The following is a 17,361-nucleotide window of genomic DNA, read 5'->3' on the forward strand; positions in this document are numbered from 1 at the left end:
CATGGTCGCCGCATCCGGGAGCTCCGTCGACGAGGTCGCCGTGGCGCTGTACCGCCTACCGCCCGATGCGTTCACCGCCGCCCGTGACGAGCAGGCGGCGAGAGCGGATGCGGCCGACGCCGCGCGGATCAAGGCCCTGCGCAAGCCCGTCGTCGCTGCGTGGGCCGTGAACCTCCTCGTCGCCGACGGGCAGCTGGCCGAGGCGGTCGAACTCGCCGCCGCGCTCCGCGAGGCGCAGGACGATCTGGATGCGGGCGAGCTCCGCCGGCTCGGCACCCAGCGCCAGCAGCTCGTCTCCTCTCTGGCGAAGCGTGCCGCGGCCCTCGCCGCGGAGGCGGGGCACCCGCTCGCCGACTCCGCCCGCGAGGCGGTCGCCCAGACGATCAACGCGGCCGTCATGGACGAGCGCGCCGCCGCGGCCGTCCTCACCGGGCGCCTCCGCAAGCCGCTGGACGCCGGGGCGCTCGACGCCCTCGCCGCGGCGGAGGTCGTCGCGGGCTCCCCGCCCGGCGAGACGGCCGCGCGCCCCGCATCCGATCCGGACGAGCTCGCCGTGCGCCGTGCGCGCAAGGCCGCGGAACGCGCCGCGCGGGATGCGGAGCGCACCGCGACGGCCGCGGAACGGGAGCGGGTCGCCGCCGAGGCCGCCGAGCGTAAGGCGCGGGAGCACGCCGACCTGGCGCGCGAGCGGGTCGCCGAGGTTCGCGCGCAGCTCGAGCGGCTCGTGTCGGACGAGGAGGCAGCGAGTAAGGAGCTCGCCCGTCGCGAGGAACGGCTGCGAGAGGCCGCATCCGCATCGAAGGCCGCCGCGACAGAGGCGGAGCGCGCCCGCGACGCGGTGCCGGACTGACCCACGTCCGCCTGCGAGAATCAAGGGATGACCGCAACGCTCGTCGCCCATCACCTCGCCGGCGGCTACGGCCATCGCACCCTGTTCGAGGGCGTCGAACTGACGGTCGCGCCGGGTGACGTCATCGGCGTGGTCGGCGCGAACGGCGCCGGCAAGTCCACGCTGCTGCGGCTGCTGGCCGGCGTCGATCAGCCGCAGGGCGGCAGCGTCTCGCTCGCACCAGCCGACGCCTTCGTCGGCTGGCTGCCGCAGGAGCACGAGCGCGTGGCCGGCGAGACCGTGGCGGCGTACATCGCGCGCCGCACGGGCTGCGCCCAGGCGACGGAGCAGATGGATGCGGCCGCCGCCGCGCTTGCCGACCCGAATGCCGTCGGAGCGGACGACGCGTACGCCACGGCCCTCGAGCGTTGGCTCGCGAGCGGCGCGGCCGACCTCGAGGAGCGCGTACCGGCGGTGCTCGCGGACCTCGGGCTCCAGCTCGACGCCGACGCGCTCATGACGTCGCTCTCGGGCGGCCAGGCGGCGCGCGTCGGTCTCGCGGCTCTCCTGCTCAGCCGATTCGACATCGTGCTGCTGGACGAGCCGACCAACGATCTCGACCTGGACGGCCTCGAACGGCTCGAGACGTTCGTGCGAGGGCTGCGTGGCGGCGTGGTGCTCGTCAGCCACGACCGAGAGTTCCTCGCGCGCTGCGTGACCCGGGTGCTCGAGCTCGATCTCGCGCAGAACACAAACCGGCTCTACGGGGGCGGTTACGACGCCTACCTCGAGGAACGGGCGACGGTACGTCGGCATGCGCGCGAGAAGTACGACGAGTTCGCCGACAAGAAGGCGGACCTCGTCGCGCGTGCCCGCACGCAGCGGGAGTGGTCCAGCCAGGGCGTGCGCAATGCCATGAAGAAGGCGCCCGACAACGACAAGATCAAGCGCAAGGCGTCGATGGAGTCGAGCGAGAAGCAGGCGCAGAAGGTGCGCCAGATGGAGAGCCGCATCGCCCGGCTGGAGGAGGTCGAGGAGCCACGCAAGGAGTGGCAGCTCGAGTTCACGATCGGTTCGGCGCCGCGCTCCAGCACGGTCGTCGCGACTCTCTCGGACGCGGAGTTCCACCAGGGGGACTTCGTTCTCGGTCCGATCTCGCTCCAGGTCAATGCGGGTGAGCGCATCGGCATCACCGGACCCAACGGCGCCGGCAAGTCGACGCTCCTGCGAGGGCTGCTCGGTCGTCAGACGCCGGATGCGGGGCGCGCCGCCCTCGGCGCCAACGTGCAGATCGGCGAGATCGATCAGGCCCGGGCGCTCCTGTCCGGCGCCCGACCGCTCGCGGAGGCCTTCGGCGACCTGGTGCCGGAGATGGCCGCCGCCGAGGTGCGCACGCTGCTCGCGAAGTTCGGGCTGAAGGCAGACCACGTCACGCGGGCGGTGGACGAGCTCTCGCCGGGGGAGCGCACGCGCGCCGGAATGGCGCTGCTGCAGGCGCGGGGCGTGAACCTGCTCGTGCTCGACGAGCCGACGAACCATCTCGATCTGCCCGCGATCGAGCAGCTCGAGCAGGCGCTGGAGTCCTACGAGGGGACACTCCTGCTCGTGACGCACGACCGCCGCATGCTCGCGGCCGTCGACACCGACCGCAACTGGCGTGTCGAGGCCGGGAAGCTCACCGAGCTGTAGCGCGGGGGACGTACCGCGACGCCACGGCACCCGAGCCGTACTCGATCCGCTCGGTGAGCTGCAGCTCCAGCGGTGTCGTCAGTCCGTCGAACAGCCTCGGGCCGTGACCGGCGACACGCGGGTGCACGACGAACTCGTACTCGTCGATGAGGCCCGCCGCGGCGAGGGCGGTGGGGAGCATCACGCCGCCCGTCGCGATGTCCGCGTCGCGCTTCAGCTCCTGGACGGCGGTGGTCAGGTCGCCGCGCACGAGCTCGGCGTTCCAATCGACGTGTTCCAACGTGCTCGACACGACGTACTTGCGGGCGGCGTCGATCGTGCGTCCGAACGGCTTCATCCAGTCGGGGAGCGCGTCGGATGCGGGCGGTCGCCACGCATCCTGCATCATCTCGTAGGTCACACGACCGAACAGCAGGACGTCCGCCCGCGCGATGTACTCGGCCGCGCGCCGGTGAAGCTCCTCATCCGGGATCGCGGAGCGATGATCGACGCACCCGTCGAGCGTGACGTTGATCGAGTAGCGCAGCAGGCCCATGGCGTCAGGGTAGGACGGTCGGGCGCGCGCGGCTAGCGCCCCTGACGCTTCTTGTAGGGCTTGGGCTGCCCTTTCACGATGGGGGCGCGGCCCTTGCCCTTCGACGCCTTCGCCTTGCCGCCCCCGGAGGCCTTCGGCCGTGTCGCCGCGGCGGGCGCGTCGGCGATGCGAGAGCGCGCCTCCTCCAGCAGGAGCGTGCCGGCGGGGGTGAGGCGGGTGGGGGTCTCGCGGATGACGAGCGGCTGGCCGACCTCCTCCTCGAGCTTGTCGACGGCGCTGTAGAGCGCCGGCAGCGGCACCCCCAGCGCCTGCGCCGCGCGCGGGAAGTGCAGATGCTCGGCGAGAGCGACGAACCGCACCAGGTGTTCGAGCTTCATAGGGGCCTTCCGATCGCCGACGATCCATTGTCGCAGCAGGTCCTCGTGTGCCGTGTCGGCGGATGCTGCGACGATCGACGCATGCCGATCTTCGATCACCTGGGAATCACCGTCGAGGACGTCCCGAGCGCGACCGTGCAGTTCGATCCGATCATGGCCGCACTCGGCTACACGCGGGCCGATGCCGACACGTCGGTCTCCTGGTGGCGCGACGGTGAGACCGAACTCATCCTCATGCCTCCGCGCGAGACCGGTTCCGGCCCTCACGTGCACGGGCGCGTCGGGTGGCAGCACCTGGCCTTCGCCGTCGACTCGCGCGACGAGGTCGAGCGTCTGCACGGGATCGCCGTCGCGGCGGGCTGGACACCGGTGCGGGCTCCGAAGGAGTACCCGCGGTTCACCCAGCGGTACTACGCGTCGTTCCTCGAAGACGCGAACGGCATCCGCATCGAGTTCATGCACAACCCGCCCGGCGGCGCGGTCTAGCCGGTCGGGAACGTCGCTCCGGTGAGCTCCTGAGACACGGCCCAAACGCGTCGGGCGTCGTCGTCGTCACGGAGCGGGCGATAGAGGCGCTGCTCGGTCGGCGCGCCGCCGACACGTCCCGGACCCGACGGGCTGAACAGGTGGCCGCCGACGACATCCGGGGAGGTCGCCGCCAGCAGGGCGGGGAGCGCGGCCGACTCCGGGGTCCCCACGAAGAGTCCGCGAGCGGACAGCCACCGGATCAGGCGCACGCCGCCCGTGTCGGCGTCGCGTTCCAGTTCGGGCCGGGCGGCCAGCAGGCTCGTCGGCGCGACACCGGGGTGCGACAGGACGCTCACGATGCCCCAGTCGTGGGTGACGCTCTGCCGCTGCAGTTCGCGGGCGAACAACCCCAGCGCGATCTTCGACTGTCGGTAAGAGGTCATCGCGTCGTAGCTGCGCTCCGCGTTCAGATCGTCCCAGCGGATGCGGCCGCTCGCCGCGGCGACGCTGATCTGCGATACGACCCGCGCCCGTCCTTCGCGCAGCAGCGGCAGCAGCTCCGCGACCAGGGCGACGTGGCCGAGGTGGTTGGTGCCCCACTGCGCTTCGAATCCATCCGCGGTGAGCTGCCGCGAGGGTGGCGACATGAGACCGGCGTTGTTGATCAACAGGTGCAACGGCGAACCCTCGGCTCGGAGCTCCTCGCCGAGCGCGGCCACCGATGCGAGCGACGCCAGATCCAGGTCGTGCAGCCTCACGCGGGCGCGCGGCGCGTCTGAGCGGATGCGGGCGGCCGCCGCATCACCCTTGGTGCGATTGCGGACGGGCAGCACGATCTCGGCACCGGCGCGAGCGAGGCGGGCGGCGATGCGCAGGCCGATGCCGTCGCTGCCGCCGGTCACGAGGGCGCGCCGGCCCGTGAGGTCGGGAACGTCGAGGTGGGGGACGGTGGGGGTCATGGGGGCTCCTCGGTCGGGGTGATCCGAGCATCGCGCCCACCGCGGGCGTCATCCAGGACCCCTCGATCCACGTCTCGCATACGCCTGGGGTGGACCGACGGTCCGTGGCTGCGAGCTGCGCATCACGGTAGGAAGGGCGCATGGAGATCGATCGCGAGGCGCTCGCCGCCTTCCTCAGGCGACGGCGCGAGGCATTGCAGCCCGACGACGTGGGGCTCGCTCGCGGGAGCCGCAGGCGTACCGCCGGGCTCCGCCGGGAAGAGGTCGCAGCGCTCTGCCACATGTCGACCGACTACTACGCGCGCCTCGAGCGGGCGACGGGTCCGCATCCGTCGGCGCAGATGGTGGCCTCGATCGCGCAGGGTCTGCACCTTACGCTCGCCGAGCGCGACCACCTCTTCCTCCTGGCGGGCCACCACCCTCCGGTCGCCGGTGTCTCGGGCGAACACGTCAGTCCCGGCATGCTGCGGATCCTCGATCGGCTCACCGACACACCGGCCGAGATCGTCACGGAGCTCGGTGAGACACTCCGCCAGACGCCGCTCGGTGTCGCCCTCACCGGAGACACGGCATCGCTGGCGGGCTCGGCCCGCAGCATCGGCTACCGCTGGTTCACGGATCCGGCCGCCCGCCGGCTCTACGACCCCGATGAACACGAGTTCCTCTCTCGGCTGTGGGCCTCTGGACTGCGCGAGATCGTCACCCGTCGCGGTCCGGACTCCCGTGCGTCGCGGATGGTGGCCGAGCTCGCTGGGCGGAGCCCGGAGTTCCGCGACGTCTGGTCGCGGGGCGAAGTCGGGGTGCGCCCGCGATCGACGAAGCGGTTCGTTCATCACGAACTCGGGCCGCTGGAGCTCGAATGTCAGACCTTGCTGGACCCGGCGCAGTCGCACTCCCTCCTCGTGTACACGGCTGCGCCGGGGTCGGAGAGCGCGGAGAAGCTGCGGCTTCTGTCCGTCATCGGCGCGGGGCTCTGAGCCGGGACGCGATGTCGGAGGTCCCGCCTAGCGTGAAGGTATGGACGAGGACGACACCTTCGACGACGACCGCCGCATCGCGCGGTCGTGGGAGGCGCCGCCGTCCGGGTTCGATGAGCCCGATCTGATCGACCAGGTCGTGGGCATGGCATCGCTCGTGTCGTCGTTCGCCGCCCAGCGGGCGGTCGCGATCGCCGAGGCGCGGTCGGCGGCACTCGTCGAGTCGGCCTCGCGCGGGGGAGACCGTGGCATCGCCGAGCGCTCGTTCCGGCTCGAGATCTCGCAGGCGCTGCGTGTGACCGAGTCGACGGCCGAGCGATTGGTGTCGCAGGCGGTCGCACTCACCGAGCGTTACGACCGCGTGCTCGATGCACGGGGGCGCGGCGCGATCACCGAGCAGCACGCCCGCATCCTGGTCGACATCCCGAGGCGGTGCGCGGCGTGCGCGCCACGGTCGCCGTCACCGTGCCGGTGCTGTCGTTGCTCGACGACGACGCCGCGGTGAGCGCGCCGGCCGAGCTCGACGGCGTCGGGCCCATCCCGATCCGCACCGCGCGAACCCTCTGCGGAGCCGCGGACGGCTGGATGCGAGTGCTCACCCACCCGGAGACGGGCGTCGTGCTGTCCGTGGGGCGCACGCGGTATCGCCCGCCCGCTGACCTGCAACGCCTCGTGCGGTGGCGGGCAGCACGCTGCACCGCGCCTGGATGCCGAATGTGCGCCGCTCGCTGCGAGATCGATCACACCGTCGCGTGGGAGCACGGCGGCGAGACGCGCGCCGACAACCTCACCCCGCTGTGCAAGGGGCACCACACCGTCAAGCACCACGGTGGCTGGCAGACACGACAACACCCCGACGGCGTGATCATCTGGACATCACCGGGAGGTCGTCGCTACCGCGTCGAACCGGAGCGACGAACACCCCGCTTCGTCCCCGCATCCGTGGGGAGGGTGTCCGGCGCGCCCGAGGGCGGGGCGCCCCCGTTCTGAGCAGTTCGACTCGCGCGGATCAGAGATCCGAGAAGTCGTTGGCGGGTGCCTGGAGCTCGCGCACCGTGTCGCCGTCGAGGCCGAGCATCACGAACTGGATGCCGACGGATCCGGGGTTCACCAGCGACTGGGTCCCGGAGATCTCCACGGAACCGAGATCAAGCCAGTCCGCGACACCGTCGCCGTTCTGGTCATAGCCGTCGCGGGCTCCCGCATCCACCGCGTCCGCCCGCGTCGAGCCGACCGCGATGCCCTCCTGCGTCGTCACCGGGACGCCGTGGAAGGTCGCGGTCTCGACCGTGATGCTGGCTCGGCCGTCAGAGCCCGACAGGATTGAGATCCCGCCGTAGTCGTAGCGCGTCATCTGCATGTCGTATCCGGGAGGGCCATCGACCGTCGCCTGCTCCGGATCCTGATCGCTGATCGAGCGCAGGAGGTCCTGCAGCTGCTGCGACTCCGTGTACGAGACGACGGTGGTGTCGCCGTCGTGGGCATAGGCGACGGCCTGGATGCCGACGATGAGCCGGTCGTCCGCGCTGGAGGGCGCGGTCGCCGTCGTCGTCTCGCTCGGAGCGGGTGCGGCGGCCGGAACGGTGGCGGTGCAGGCGGCGAGCAGCGCTGCGGCAGCGGCGAGCGAGAGGGCGGCGAGCGAGCGTCTCATGTCGTCCACGCTAGCCGGACGCTCACCGCGCAGAACGGGAATCGGCGGCTCGTGCCTTACTGGGAGTCTTCTGAGGACAGCGACATCCCTGCCGTGAACGATATATCGTGAAATATCGTTCATGATCTGAGGAGGTCACGATGAGCAATCCATTCGCGGGTGCAGGATTCGGTGGCGGGCTGCCGGGAAGTCTCTGGGACGCCATGGAGCAGATGCGGTCCTCGGTCGACAAGCGCGTCGGCTTCCGGGTCGGCCGCGGCGATGTCCGTGCCGCCGTCCTGCTTCTCCTCGCAGAGCAGCCGATGCACGGCTACCAGATCATCAGTGAGATCGCCGAGCGCAGCGGTGGTGCGTGGAAGCCCAGTGCCGGCTCCGTGTATCCGACACTGCAGCTTCTGGCCGACGAGGGCCTGATCGTCGCCGAGGAAGCGGGCGGGCGCAAGACGTACTCGCTCACCGAAGCGGGTGCCGCCGAGGCGGAGGAAGCAGCCGAGTCCGACGCTCCCTGGGAGGCGCCGGGGATGCGCGACAGCGGGCGCATGACGGCGCTGCCGAAGGCCGGCATGGAGCTCGCGCAGGTCGTCGCTCAGGTCGCCCGCACCGGGTCGCCGGAGCAGGTGCAGGCGGCCGTCGACGCGCTCGGCGAGACGCGTCGACGCCTGTACGCGATCCTCGCCGAGGACTGAACCCGGTGCCGTCCGCAGGTGACGGCGGAGCGGACCCGGTCGTGACCGATACTCGGGCACGCTACAACCGGATCATCCGCTTCGCCGCGCGCGCCCTCGTCCAGGTGTGGTGGTTCGAGCTCGTCCTGCCACGCCTGGGCCTGACGCGTGTGGCGAAGCGCGGCCAGCCGCAGCGGATGACGCGGCTGGCTCGTCGGTTCCATGCACTCGCGCTCGAGCTCGGCGGCCTCATGATCAAGGTCGGGCAGTTCCTGTCCTCCCGCCTCGACGTGCTGCCGCCCGAGATCACGAAGGAGCTCGAGGGCCTGCAGGACGAGGTTCCCCCGCTCCCGTTCGCGGCGATCCGCGCCGCCGCAGAGGCGGAGCTGGGGATGCCGCTCGAACGCGCGTACGCGCGCTTCGAACCAGCACCCGTCGCCGCAGCCTCACTCGGCCAGGCGCATCGCGCGCGCCTGCACGACGACCTCGCGCAAGAGGTCGGGTTCGCCGAGGTCGTCGTGAAGGTGCAGCGTCCCGGCATCGACGACATCGTGGCGGTCGACCTCGCCGCGCTTCGCCGCGTGGGCGGCTGGCTGCGCCGCATCCGCGTCGTGTCGGAGCGTGTCGACGCGCCGGCGCTGGTCGAGGAGTTCGCTGCCACCAGCCTCGCCGAGACCGACTACCTCCACGAAGCGGCGTGGGCGGAGCGCTTCGCCGCCGACGTCGCCGAGGATCCGCGCGTCGACGCACCCGTCGTGGTGTGGGAGCGCGTCACGCGCCGCGTGCTCACCCTGGCGGACGTCACCGCCATCAAGATCTCGGATGCGGACGCCCTCCGCGCAGCGGACATCGATCCGGCAGCGGTGGCGACCCTGTTCGCCCGCGTCATGTTCGACCAGCTGTTCCGTCGCGGGTTCTTCCACGCCGACCCCCACCCCGGCAACGTCTTCGTCACACCGGACGCCGCCGTGGAAGGGGGTTTCCGGCTGACGTTCATCGACTTCGGGATGATGGGGGAGGTGCCCGACACCCTGCGCGACGGACTCCGCGGTCTCCTGATCGCCGTCGCCGCGCGCGACAGCAAGCGCCTGGTGGAGGGGATCGCCCGGGTCGGCGTGCTCTTGCCGGACGCGGACACCGTGGAGCTCGAACGCGCCATGAGCACCCTGTTCGCGCGATTCGGCGGCATGGGGTTCGCGGAGCTCCGCGATGTCGATCCGCGGGAGTTCCGTGAGTTCGCCGAGCAGTTCGGCGACGTCACCCGTGAGATGCCGTTCCAGTTGCCCGAGAACTTCCTGCTCATCATCCGCTCGATGTCGATCACGTCGGGCGTGTGCAGCACGCTCGACCCGGCGTTCAACGTCTGGGATGCGGTCGAACCCTACGCATCCGAACTCCTGCGCGCCGAGAGCGGCAACCTGATGCGCGACATGCTGGGCGAGGTGGCATCGGTCGCCGCCATCACCGCCGGACTGCCGCGGCGCGCGGACGCACTCATCACGCGCCTGGAGGAGGGACGCCTCACGGTCGACTTCTCGCGTCTCGAACGACGCTTCGCGCGAACCGAGAAGCTGGCGACGCGCGCGGTGAGCGGCGTGATCTTCTCCGGCACCCTCATCGCGGGCGTCCTCCTGCGGCCATCCGACGAGGTGCTCGGCTCGGTCCTCATGCTGCTCTCGCTGCTGCCGCTCGGACACGTCGTGCTGGCCGGCTGGTTCGGCAGGCGCTGAACCGACCACCGCCGGACGCACGATACCGTGGTGGCCATGCCCCGCGCCCGATCTTTCGACGAAGAGCTCTTCCTCGATGCGGCCACCGAACAGTTCTGGGTCCACGGCTATCGGGGGTCCGCTCTGACCGATCTCTCGGCCGCGACCGGGGTGGCCAACGGCAGTCTCTACCAGGCGTACGGCAGCAAGTGGGCGTTGTTCCTGGTGATCTTCCGGCGTTACTGTGCCGGCCGCCTCGACTTCGTCGACGCCGCCCTCGCTCCGGGGCAGGATGTGGCGGACACCGTCCGTTCCTACCTCGCCGCCGTGCGCGCCGATTGTGCGGCACACCCCGACCGTCGCGGCTGTCTCATGCTGAACACGATCGCCGAGTTCGGATCCGACGAGGAGATCGCGCGGATCGTGGCCGGCACGCTGACCCGGATGGAGCAGCGCATGGCCGATGCTCTGGCAGAGGCGACCGGTCGCGACCGATCCGACGAGGACGTGCTCGCCGCGGCGGCCAACGTCGTCGCGCTGTCCCAGTCACTCATCCAGCTCTGGCGCATCGGCCGCGACGAGGGGGAGCTCGCTCGCATGAGCGAGCAGGTGGCGCTCGCCGCGTCGGGAGTGCTCGCCGCCTGATCGGATCAGCGGATCGCGATCGCCGCCTCGGGCGTCGCGACGCGGAAGGTCAGGCTCTCGATCAGGTACAGCTCCACCGCATCGCGGCTGTGCGCGGTGTATCCGAGTGAGATGTCCTGACCGGACTCCAGGATGAAGTCGCCGCCGCGCAGGCTCACCACGACCGCGCCTGTGATGCCGGGCGTCCAGGTCACCGGACCGCCGAGGATGCGTTCCAGGTGACGCTGCAGCACGGCGCCGCCCGCGTCACTCCCGCCGGAGACCTCGGTCCACGTCGCGGTGTCGACGGCGAGGCCGTACGGGCCACCGACCCCGGCGCCCGACAGCGTGGCGATCGCATCGGCCACCAGGGGAGCGAGCCGGCCCGGCGCTCCGGCGCCGCTCAGCGGCGGATGCGGTGACGACGGGATGATGCCGACGAACCCGGCGGCGTCCCAGCCGTGGAAGACCGCGGCGTTCTCCGCGCTCGCGAGCGCGACGGCCGCCTCATCCAGGGGAGTCAGGTCCGTGTCGACGGCGCCGCGGGCGTCGTCGTCGAGTTCGCTGCGCGACAGCGCGAAGTCCGCGCGCAGTTCCGCGAGCGGCAGCACCTGGCGGGTACGGCCGGTGACGCCCGCGAACGGCGTCGAGAAGCTCGTGCCGACGCGGCCCAGAGCGGTCGCCGAGTGCTGCCAGCCGAGTGGGCCCACGAAATCGACCAGCCGCCGGGCGCCCAGGGCCGGCTGCAGTCGGGTGCGTGCCTCGTCGTCCAGCGTGTCCCAGGTCGCGTCGGTGATGGGCGCGAGGTCGCGATAGAGGTGATCCATGAGAGTCCTTCCGATCGTCAGAAGCGCCCGCCGATGCCGAGCGAGGAGTCCGCGACGGGCGCGGGAGGCTGAGGTGTGGCGGGGGTCGTCTGCGTCGGGTCGTCGAGTCCGTCCAGCACGTCGGGACGCGGCGCGAAGAACACGCTGCCTGTCACCGCGGAGGAGAAGTCGAGCAATCGGTCGTGCAGCCCGGGCGGGTCGCCGATGAACATGCGCTCGAGCATCCGCTGGATCACCCAGAGATCACGACAGCATCCGATGAAGTAGGTGCCGAACTCGGCGGCGCCGGGGCGCCCGAACGGCATGTTGTCGCGGAGGATGTCGTGCTCGACGCCCTCGTCGTCGACGATGGTCGCCAGCGTCTTGTGCGCCTTCTGGCCGGTGGTCGCATCGTCGAGCTCGATGTTGTCCGCCTTTGACCGGCCCATGATCGCCTCCTGCACCTCGGTCGGCAGCGCGCGCCAGGCGGAGAGGGGATGCAGGTACTTCTGCGTCACGATGTAGGTGCCGCCGGCGTGGGCGGGATCCTCGTCACCGACGAGCACGGTGTCGGCGATGTCCTCGCCGACCGGGTTGGCCGTACCGTCGACGAATCCGAGCACATCCCGTCGGTCGAAGTATCGGAAGCAGGCCGTCTCGTCCTCGGTCGTCACGCTGTCGCCGAGCGCATCCATGAGCTGCCGCTCGAACTCGAAGCAGATGTCGGTGCGATCGGCGCGGATGTGGAAGAGCAGGTCGCCTGCCGTCGCCGGTGCCGTGTGCGCCTCGCCGACGATGGGCGCGAACGGTCGGAGCTGCGCGGGACGCGGTGTGCCCACGAGCCGCGGCCAGATCTCGCTCCCGATGCCAACGGTGCAGGTGAGCGTCGCAGAGGGATCGCGGAAGGCGACCGCCTTGATCGTGCCCGAGAGGTCCGCGAGGACTCCGCGAACGCGGTCGAGTGCCTCCGCTCCGGCAGCCACGCGCAGCACCAGGAACACGGCATGCGTCGACAGTGGCGAGCCGAACTGCTGCACGGCTCCCGGCACGAACGAGGAGGGGTCGGCGCGGCGCACGTTCTCTGCCATCGGGTTCCCTTCCGACGGCCCAGGAGAGCACCGTCATCGTCAGTATGGCCTCGCCCGGCGTGGGAGCGCTCCGACACCCGACGAACATCCGCCCGACACCCGGCGGGATCTCCGTCGGGGCGGAGTCGCCGCGGGGATGTGGAGCGCCCGCTCCATCACGTACATTCTTCTCTGCGGGGAGGAAGAATCATGGAACGAGAACGCGCACTGGGCGACTATCTGCGCGCCCGACGCAATGTCCGCCAACCCGAAGAGGTGGGCCTGGAGCGCGCCCCGGGCCGGCGTGTACCCGGACTGCGTCGCGACGAGGTGGCGCAGCTCGCCGGCATCAGCGCCGAGTACTACCTCCGCCTCGAACAGGGGCGCGGCGCTCGCCCCTCCGACCAGGTGCTGGGCGCGCTCGCGGGTGTCCTGGGTCTTGACGCGGAATCCCGCGCCTACCTCGGACGCCTCGCCGCAGGCGCTCCCGCTCTGCCGGCTCCGGAGGACGCGGCGGTCGCGGACCAGATCGCGCGCGTGCTGGCGCAGTGGACGCATACACCCGCGTACATGTCGGACCGTCACCGCGACGTCGTCGTGGCAAACCCGCTCGCGGCGGCGTTCGGGTTCGGCGGACTGGCGGCCGGGCAGAACGTCGTGATCAACCTCTTCAACGACCGGATGAAGCGCACGCTCGATCAGTGGGAATCGATGACCAGGGCGGCCGTCGCGACCCTCCGCCGCGATGCGGATCCGGATTCGCCCCGATTGAAGGAGATCATCGAGGAGCTCTCGAAAGACGAGGACTTCGTGCGCATCTGGGAACGTCACGACGTGTCGGGGCCGGAGGACGCGCAGATCTCGATCATCGTCGAAGGTCTCGGAACGCTCGACGTCGAGATCCAGAACTTCAGCGTGCGCTCCCTCCCGGGCTACATCATGACCGTCATGGCGGCGCCGCCGCGGTCGCTGGCGGCCACCGTCTTCTCACGGCTCGTCGAGCGGTTGACTGCGGCGGAAAGTGGTACTACCGGGGCCTCCCAACCCCTGCAACCCCCTCGGTAGCGTTCCGGGTGTCGATCCTCACGAAGGAGCACCCATGACGTATCCCCCCGCGTCCTCCCCTGTCCGAGCGGGCCTTCCGCGATGAACCTGCAAGACGTCGTCGACGAACTGGCCGAGACCCTCGGACGTTCCGTCGTGATCAACGACCTCGCCTATCGTCCGGTCGCGGCCTCCGCCCAGGGCGACGAGATCGACGAGGTCCGGGCGCGCGCCCTTCTTCGCCGCCAGACCGCGCCGAAAGAGCGGGCGTACCTGGAGAGCCTGCGCCTGCTGCAGTCGCGCCGACCGCTCACGATCGACCTGACGCGCTTCAACGCCCGCGAACGGCTCGCCATCCCGATCTGGAGCGACGACGAGCCGGTGGGTGTCCTGTGGCTCATCACGGGAGGAATGCCTGCCCTCACCGAGCATGACTACCGCGCGATCGACGCGGCCGTCGCCGTCTCACGCGACCTGCTGGTCACCCACTCGCGCACGGCCACGGTCTCCGTCCGCGCCACCGTCATGCGCGAGCTGCTGGCCGCCGATGTGCTCGCCCGCCGCGAGGCCCTCACCGCCGCGGTGCGGTCCTATGGCGTCGAGCGGGGACCGGGCAGTGTGGTGCGCGCGGTGTCCGTCGGCTACGACACCGGCGTGGTGCAGCGGGCGGCGCTCGGGCGGGCGCTGGAGAGCCTTCCCGGGGTGCGCCTCACCTTCTTGGGGGAGGACGGTGCCTCGTTGCTCTTTCTCGGGCACGCGTCCGACACCGACGCGACGGATGCGGCGATCGCCGCCGAGACGGCCGCGGCGGACGTGCTCCTTCGCGCCATCGGCTCCGCCAGCCTCACGCGCGAGGACAACGACCTGCGCGAGGTCGCCGATCGCGCCATCGCCGCTGCCGCTGTTGCCGAGGTGCTCCCCTCGCTGGGCGGTCGGGCCGCTGCGGAGGAGATCGGACCCTGGTTGCTGATCTCCGACATCATCGCCGACCCGAGCAGGCTCGCCCGATTCTCGCCGGCGGCGCACGTGCTGCTGAATGACACCGACCCGTTGCGTCGGCAGACGATCGAAGCGTTCCTCGACGGTGCGGGCCGGGTGCGAGAGGTCTGCGATGTGCTGCACATCCACCGCACCACGCTCTACTACCGGCTCGAGAACATGCCGGAACCGGTGCGCGAGGCGCTCGATGACGGCCTGTCGCGCAGCACGCTGCATCTCGCGCTGAAACTCGCCGCCTACTGGGAGCACTCGGGGAGGATTTGATGGCAGGCGCAGTGGTCACGACCTCGGACGGCGTGCGGCTGCGTGTATCGGACACCGGCGGAGACGGCGTCCCTCTCGTCATGCTGCACGGCTGGGGGCAGACGGCGGCGCTCTTCGAGGGCCAGTCGACGAGGGCGTGTGGCGGGTGGTGTCGGAGCAGGTGCACGTGTTCGAGCGGGATGCGGTGTCGTCGCACTTCCCCTTCCTCGAGGCGGCCGAAGCGTTCAACGGGGTCGTGGACGCGTTTCTGTGCGGCATGACGCACGACGCTTCGACAGACGTCGAGAAAAGGGGGGACACCCGGTCGCAGCTCTCGCGGCCCGTCCACGTCTAGCGTCGAAACGAACAGACGCGAGACGAGGTGATCGTGGTGGCCGAGATGCCGACGATCGTGCTGGTGCACGGCGCGTTCGCGGACGGAGCGAGCTGGTCGCCCGTCGCGTTGCGTCTCCAAGGCGCCGGTTTCGAGGTGCGGGTGCCCGCCATCTCCAACCGCAGCCTGGCCGACGATGCCGACTACGTCAGCGCGTTCGTCTCCCGCATCGCCGGTCCCGTCGTGCTCGTCGGCCACTCCTACGGTGCGACGGTGGTCGGAGTGGCGGGTCGCAGTGAGAACGTCGCGGCCGTGGTCTTCGTGAGCGGGTACGTGCTGGATGAGGGCGAGAGTGCGGCGGAGATCCACGCGCGGTTCCCCGCAGCGCCGGCGGTCGAGTTCTTCCGCGAGGTCGCCTACCCCGAGCTCGGGAACGGCACGCGCCGCGACATCTCGGTGGACGAGAGGGAGTTCGCCTTCCTCGCCGCCGCTGGCCTGCCCGACGACGAAGCCGCCGTGCTGGCCGTGACCCAGCGCCCGCTCGATGCGGCGGTCCTCAGCGAGCGGGCTCAGGCAGCGGCGTGGCGGACGACTCCGGCATGGGGCGTGATCGGCCTGTCCGACCGGGTCGTCAACCCCGACGCTCTGCGCTGGGCGTACGAGCGCGCGGGAGCCCGCCAGATCCTCGAACTGGAGGGTCCGCACCTGCTCATGCACACGCATCCGGCGGAGGTCGCCGCTCTCATCGTGCGTGTGGCGGCGAACCTCACCTGAACGCGGCGCGCGGGCCGATCAGTCCCGCAGCAGCGACTGCCAGTCGGCGGGTACCCGATCGGCGGGGCCGGGCGCGGGCTGCGACATGGGATGGGAATGGGCGGGCGCGAGCTCGGGACCGGTCGCCATCGTCTCGGATTCGTAGTCCCAGAACCACTCCTCGCCAGGCTCGAAGCTCTGGATGATGCGATGCCCGGTGGCGCGCCAGTGCGCCGTGGCGTGCTTGCCGAGAGAATCGTCACAGCACCCCACGTGGCCGCAGGCGGCGCAACGGCGCAGATGCAGCCACCAGCTGCCCGTCTGCTCGCACTCGACACATCCCGTGCCGCTGGGCGGCACATCAGCTCTGATCTGAGTCGAATCGTTCATGCCTGTGCCTTTCTCGCTCGCATCATCGTGGCAGCCACCACCGTGGCGATGAAGACCAGCGCTGCGAAGATCAGGAGGACCGCCGTCTGGTCGACGAAGGTCAGGAAGACGCCGACGGCGAGAACCGGAAGCGCCAGTCCGCAGTAGGCGATCAGGAAGATGAGCGCGAGCGTCTCGCCGCGGCGTGACGGATCCGCCAGGGCCGACGCGGTTGCGATCGACGCCTTGAACAACAGGCCTACGCCCACGCCCGACACGACGCCGCCGACCAGGAAGAGTGCCAGATTGGGCAGGACGGCGCCCGCGGCGACCAGCACGAGTCCCACCGCGCACGCCAGCCGGGCGATCCCCAGCTGCACGTGCACGGGCACGCGTGCGAGCAGCACCTGCGCCGCGGCCGCCGCACCGAACACAGAGAACGTCGTCGCGCCGGCGACGAGGTGATCGTGCTGGTCGAAGGTTCCGGCGAGGAAGGTCGGGGCAAGCGAGGTGAACAGGCCGAAGAGAGCGAAGCCGGCGAACGCGCCGAAACCCGCGGCGATGAAGATCCGGCGGGATGCGGGCGGCGCCGCCAGGCGCTGGGGGCGGTACGCGGGGCGCGGCTCCGGCGCCGCCACGGTCTCGGGGACGGCGAGCAGAGCGACCGCCGCGAGCAGCAGCACCACCAGGAAGACCGCATGGGGGAGCACGAGCGGATCGGGCAGGAACTCGGCGAACAACCCGCCGATGAGCGGGCCCAGAGCGAGTCCTCCGATGTTCGCGGCCCCCGCGACGGATGCCGCGACGATCGCGTTCTCGTCGGGTCGGGCCGCCTGGCGCAGCTCCCCGAGGTGGGCTGTCGCGGTGGCGGTGAGGATCCCGACGCTGACACCGTTGACCAGCCGGGCGGCGATCAGGCCCGGCACGCTCATGACGGCGAGGAACATGACCGCAGAGACCGCGGACACGAGCACGGCGATCACGAGCATCCGTCGCCGACCGGTCCAGTCGCTGATATGCCCGAGGAAGAAGAGACTGAAGACGACACCGACGGCGTACGCCGCGAAGATCACCGTGACGATCGACACGGGGAAGTGATCGAGCTCCTGATACAGCGGATACAGCGGGGTCGGCACGGTCGAGTACGCCATCACCAGCAGGAAGGCGATCGCCACGATCCAGAACCCGGCCCCGTGGGACACCTTCCGACCGGTGCTGCGTACCTGCGACATGCTCCGCCTCCCCGGCCGCCCGCGTGCACGG

General features: G+C 70.8%; 20 protein-coding genes. 12 read left to right on the plus strand and 8 right to left on the minus strand.

Annotated elements, in window-relative coordinates; all coding sequences use genetic code 11:
* Window position 1 precedes the first annotated feature (1 nt).
* Together LXM64_RS06185 and abc-f are read left to right on the plus strand one after the other, a co-directional pair.
* Window positions 2-850 (plus strand): transposase, encoded by an 849-nt coding sequence (locus tag LXM64_RS06185; RefSeq protein ID WP_234075066.1) that lies wholly within the window; start codon window positions 2-4, stop codon window positions 848-850.
* 27 nt (window positions 851-877) lie between these two features.
* Complete coding sequence (gene abc-f, locus LXM64_RS06190; RefSeq protein WP_234075067.1) at window positions 878-2,518, plus strand: ribosomal protection-like ABC-F family protein; 1,641 nt, start codon at window positions 878-880, stop codon at window positions 2,516-2,518.
* Here abc-f and LXM64_RS06195 read toward each other — a convergent pair.
* Both LXM64_RS06195 and LXM64_RS06200 read right to left on the minus strand, forming a co-directional pair.
* Window positions 2,505-3,053 carry a dihydrofolate reductase family protein gene (locus tag LXM64_RS06195; RefSeq protein WP_234075068.1) on the minus strand — a complete coding sequence of 183 codons (549 nt, stop codon included), beginning with the start codon at window positions 3,051-3,053 and terminating at the stop codon, window positions 2,505-2,507. The genes abc-f and LXM64_RS06195 overlap by 14 nt on opposite strands.
* A gap of 32 nt (window positions 3,054-3,085) precedes the next feature.
* Complete coding sequence (locus tag LXM64_RS06200; RefSeq protein ID WP_234075069.1) at window positions 3,086-3,529, minus strand: helix-turn-helix domain-containing protein; 444 nt, start codon at window positions 3,527-3,529, stop codon at window positions 3,086-3,088.
* Between LXM64_RS06200 and LXM64_RS06205 the strand changes: the two genes are divergently transcribed.
* A complete protein-coding gene (locus LXM64_RS06205; RefSeq protein WP_234075070.1) occupies window positions 3,512-3,916 on the plus strand; it encodes a VOC family protein in 405 nt (134 codons plus the stop codon). The genes LXM64_RS06200 and LXM64_RS06205 overlap by 18 nt on opposite strands.
* On the opposite strand, the gene LXM64_RS06210 is transcribed toward LXM64_RS06205, so the two are convergent.
* Window positions 3,913-4,857 (minus strand): SDR family oxidoreductase, encoded by a 945-nt coding sequence (locus LXM64_RS06210; protein WP_234075071.1) that lies wholly within the window; start codon window positions 4,855-4,857, stop codon window positions 3,913-3,915. The two genes, LXM64_RS06205 and LXM64_RS06210, sit on opposite strands and share 4 nt — an antisense overlap.
* 140 nt (window positions 4,858-4,997) lie before the next feature.
* On the opposite strand from LXM64_RS06210, the gene LXM64_RS06215 reads away from it, so the two are divergent.
* The 3 genes from LXM64_RS06215 to LXM64_RS06225 are packed head-to-tail and all read left to right on the plus strand — an operon-like array spanning window position 4,998 to window position 6,824.
* Window positions 4,998-5,834, plus strand: coding sequence for a helix-turn-helix transcriptional regulator (locus LXM64_RS06215; protein ID WP_234075072.1), 837 nt, complete (start codon window positions 4,998-5,000; stop codon window positions 5,832-5,834).
* A gap of 40 nt (window positions 5,835-5,874) precedes the next feature.
* Window positions 5,875-6,339 carry a hypothetical protein gene (locus LXM64_RS06220; protein ID WP_234075073.1) on the plus strand — a complete coding sequence of 155 codons (465 nt, stop codon included), beginning with the start codon at window positions 5,875-5,877 and terminating at the stop codon, window positions 6,337-6,339.
* The gene (locus tag LXM64_RS06225; RefSeq protein WP_234075074.1) at window positions 6,276-6,824 is read left to right on the plus strand and encodes an HNH endonuclease signature motif containing protein; all 549 of its coding nucleotides are present in this window, start codon (window positions 6,276-6,278) and stop codon (window positions 6,822-6,824) included. Before LXM64_RS06220 ends, LXM64_RS06225 begins: the two co-directional genes overlap by 64 nt.
* A gap of 19 nt (window positions 6,825-6,843) precedes the next feature.
* On the opposite strand, the gene LXM64_RS06230 is transcribed toward LXM64_RS06225, so the two are convergent.
* The gene (locus LXM64_RS06230; protein ID WP_234075075.1) at window positions 6,844-7,485 is read right to left on the minus strand and encodes a hypothetical protein; all 642 of its coding nucleotides are present in this window, start codon (window positions 7,483-7,485) and stop codon (window positions 6,844-6,846) included.
* Window positions 7,486-7,625: 140 nt separating this feature from the next.
* Between LXM64_RS06230 and LXM64_RS06235 the strand changes: the two genes are divergently transcribed.
* From LXM64_RS06235 to LXM64_RS06245, 3 genes are read left to right on the plus strand one after another with little or no spacing between them, the layout of a single operon-like run.
* Window positions 7,626-8,171: a PadR family transcriptional regulator gene (locus tag LXM64_RS06235; protein ID WP_137417445.1), complete on the plus strand. Its 546-nt coding sequence runs from the start codon at window positions 7,626-7,628 to the stop codon at window positions 8,169-8,171.
* Between the two features lie 5 nt (window positions 8,172-8,176).
* Window positions 8,177-9,880 carry an ABC1 kinase family protein gene (locus LXM64_RS06240; RefSeq protein ID WP_234075076.1) on the plus strand — a complete coding sequence of 568 codons (1,704 nt, stop codon included), beginning with the start codon at window positions 8,177-8,179 and terminating at the stop codon, window positions 9,878-9,880.
* Window positions 9,881-9,916: 36 nt separating this feature from the next.
* On the plus strand, window positions 9,917-10,504 hold the full coding sequence (locus LXM64_RS06245; protein ID WP_234075077.1) for a TetR/AcrR family transcriptional regulator: 588 nt from the start codon (window positions 9,917-9,919) through the stop codon (window positions 10,502-10,504).
* 5 nt (window positions 10,505-10,509) lie between these two features.
* Here LXM64_RS06245 and LXM64_RS06250 read toward each other — a convergent pair whose 3' ends face one another.
* Together LXM64_RS06250 and LXM64_RS06255 are read right to left on the minus strand one after the other, a co-directional pair.
* Window positions 10,510-11,310: a family 1 encapsulin nanocompartment shell protein gene (locus LXM64_RS06250; RefSeq protein ID WP_234075078.1), complete on the minus strand. Its 801-nt coding sequence runs from the start codon at window positions 11,308-11,310 to the stop codon at window positions 10,510-10,512.
* A 17-nt stretch (window positions 11,311-11,327) separates the two neighbouring features.
* Entirely contained in the window at window positions 11,328-12,377 is a 1,050-nt protein-coding gene (locus LXM64_RS06255; RefSeq protein ID WP_234075079.1) for a Dyp-type peroxidase, read from the minus strand.
* A 189-nt stretch (window positions 12,378-12,566) separates the two neighbouring features.
* On the opposite strand from LXM64_RS06255, the gene LXM64_RS06260 reads away from it, so the two are divergent.
* The 3 genes from LXM64_RS06260 (at window position 12,567) to LXM64_RS06270 (ending at window position 15,750) form a co-directional block, all read left to right on the plus strand.
* On the plus strand, window positions 12,567-13,421 hold the full coding sequence (locus LXM64_RS06260) for a helix-turn-helix transcriptional regulator (protein ID WP_234075080.1): 855 nt from the start codon (window positions 12,567-12,569) through the stop codon (window positions 13,419-13,421).
* 81 nt (window positions 13,422-13,502) lie between these two features.
* The gene (locus LXM64_RS06265) at window positions 13,503-14,663 is read left to right on the plus strand and encodes a helix-turn-helix domain-containing protein (protein ID WP_234075081.1); all 1,161 of its coding nucleotides are present in this window, start codon (window positions 13,503-13,505) and stop codon (window positions 14,661-14,663) included.
* Between the two features lie 379 nt (window positions 14,664-15,042).
* Complete coding sequence (locus tag LXM64_RS06270) at window positions 15,043-15,750, plus strand: alpha/beta fold hydrolase (RefSeq protein WP_234075415.1); 708 nt, start codon at window positions 15,043-15,045, stop codon at window positions 15,748-15,750.
* An 18-nt stretch (window positions 15,751-15,768) separates the two neighbouring features.
* On the opposite strand, the gene LXM64_RS06275 is transcribed toward LXM64_RS06270, so the two are convergent.
* Both LXM64_RS06275 and LXM64_RS06280 read right to left on the minus strand, forming a co-directional pair.
* A complete protein-coding gene (locus tag LXM64_RS06275; protein ID WP_234075082.1) occupies window positions 15,769-16,119 on the minus strand; it encodes a UBP-type zinc finger domain-containing protein in 351 nt (116 codons plus the stop codon).
* Window positions 16,116-17,330 carry an MFS transporter gene (locus LXM64_RS06280; RefSeq protein WP_234075083.1) on the minus strand — a complete coding sequence of 405 codons (1,215 nt, stop codon included), beginning with the start codon at window positions 17,328-17,330 and terminating at the stop codon, window positions 16,116-16,118. Before LXM64_RS06280 ends, LXM64_RS06275 begins: the two co-directional genes overlap by 4 nt.
* Window positions 17,331-17,361: the final 31 nt, after the last annotated feature.

The organism is Microbacterium binotii (assembly GCF_021398715.1).
GTDB lineage: Bacteria > Actinomycetota > Actinomycetes > Actinomycetales > Microbacteriaceae > Microbacterium > Microbacterium binotii_A.

Excerpts from the sequence above, each read along its gene's own strand:
- LXM64_RS06265 (WP_234075081.1), top strand. The coding sequence starts at position 13,503 with ATGAACCTGCAAGACGTCGTCGACGAACTGGCCGAGACCCTCGGACGT.
- LXM64_RS06260 (WP_234075080.1), top strand. The coding sequence starts at position 12,567 with ATGGAACGAGAACGCGCACTGGGCGACTATCTGCGCGCCCGACGCAAT.
- LXM64_RS06270 (WP_234075415.1), top strand. The coding sequence starts at position 15,043 with ATGCCGACGATCGTGCTGGTGCACGGCGCGTTCGCGGACGGAGCGAGC.
- LXM64_RS06275 (WP_234075082.1), bottom strand. The coding sequence starts at position 16,119 with ATGAACGATTCGACTCAGATCAGAGCTGATGTGCCGCCCAGCGGCACG.
- LXM64_RS06185 (WP_234075066.1), top strand. The coding sequence starts at position 2 with ATGGTCGCCGCATCCGGGAGCTCCGTCGACGAGGTCGCCGTGGCGCTG.
- LXM64_RS06220 (WP_234075073.1), top strand. The coding sequence starts at position 5,875 with ATGGACGAGGACGACACCTTCGACGACGACCGCCGCATCGCGCGGTCG.
- LXM64_RS06250 (WP_234075078.1), bottom strand. The coding sequence starts at position 11,310 with ATGGATCACCTCTATCGCGACCTCGCGCCCATCACCGACGCGACCTGG.
- abc-f (WP_234075067.1), top strand. The coding sequence starts at position 878 with ATGACCGCAACGCTCGTCGCCCATCACCTCGCCGGCGGCTACGGCCAT.
- LXM64_RS06195 (WP_234075068.1), bottom strand. The coding sequence starts at position 3,053 with ATGGGCCTGCTGCGCTACTCGATCAACGTCACGCTCGACGGGTGCGTC.
- LXM64_RS06230 (WP_234075075.1), bottom strand. The coding sequence starts at position 7,485 with ATGAGACGCTCGCTCGCCGCCCTCTCGCTCGCCGCTGCCGCAGCGCTG.
- LXM64_RS06205 (WP_234075070.1), top strand. The coding sequence starts at position 3,512 with ATGCCGATCTTCGATCACCTGGGAATCACCGTCGAGGACGTCCCGAGC.
- LXM64_RS06245 (WP_234075077.1), top strand. The coding sequence starts at position 9,917 with ATGCCCCGCGCCCGATCTTTCGACGAAGAGCTCTTCCTCGATGCGGCC.
- LXM64_RS06235 (WP_137417445.1), top strand. The coding sequence starts at position 7,626 with ATGAGCAATCCATTCGCGGGTGCAGGATTCGGTGGCGGGCTGCCGGGA.
- LXM64_RS06280 (WP_234075083.1), bottom strand. The coding sequence starts at position 17,330 with ATGTCGCAGGTACGCAGCACCGGTCGGAAGGTGTCCCACGGGGCCGGG.
- LXM64_RS06210 (WP_234075071.1), bottom strand. The coding sequence starts at position 4,857 with ATGACCCCCACCGTCCCCCACCTCGACGTTCCCGACCTCACGGGCCGG.
- LXM64_RS06255 (WP_234075079.1), bottom strand. The coding sequence starts at position 12,377 with ATGGCAGAGAACGTGCGCCGCGCCGACCCCTCCTCGTTCGTGCCGGGA.
- LXM64_RS06215 (WP_234075072.1), top strand. The coding sequence starts at position 4,998 with ATGGAGATCGATCGCGAGGCGCTCGCCGCCTTCCTCAGGCGACGGCGC.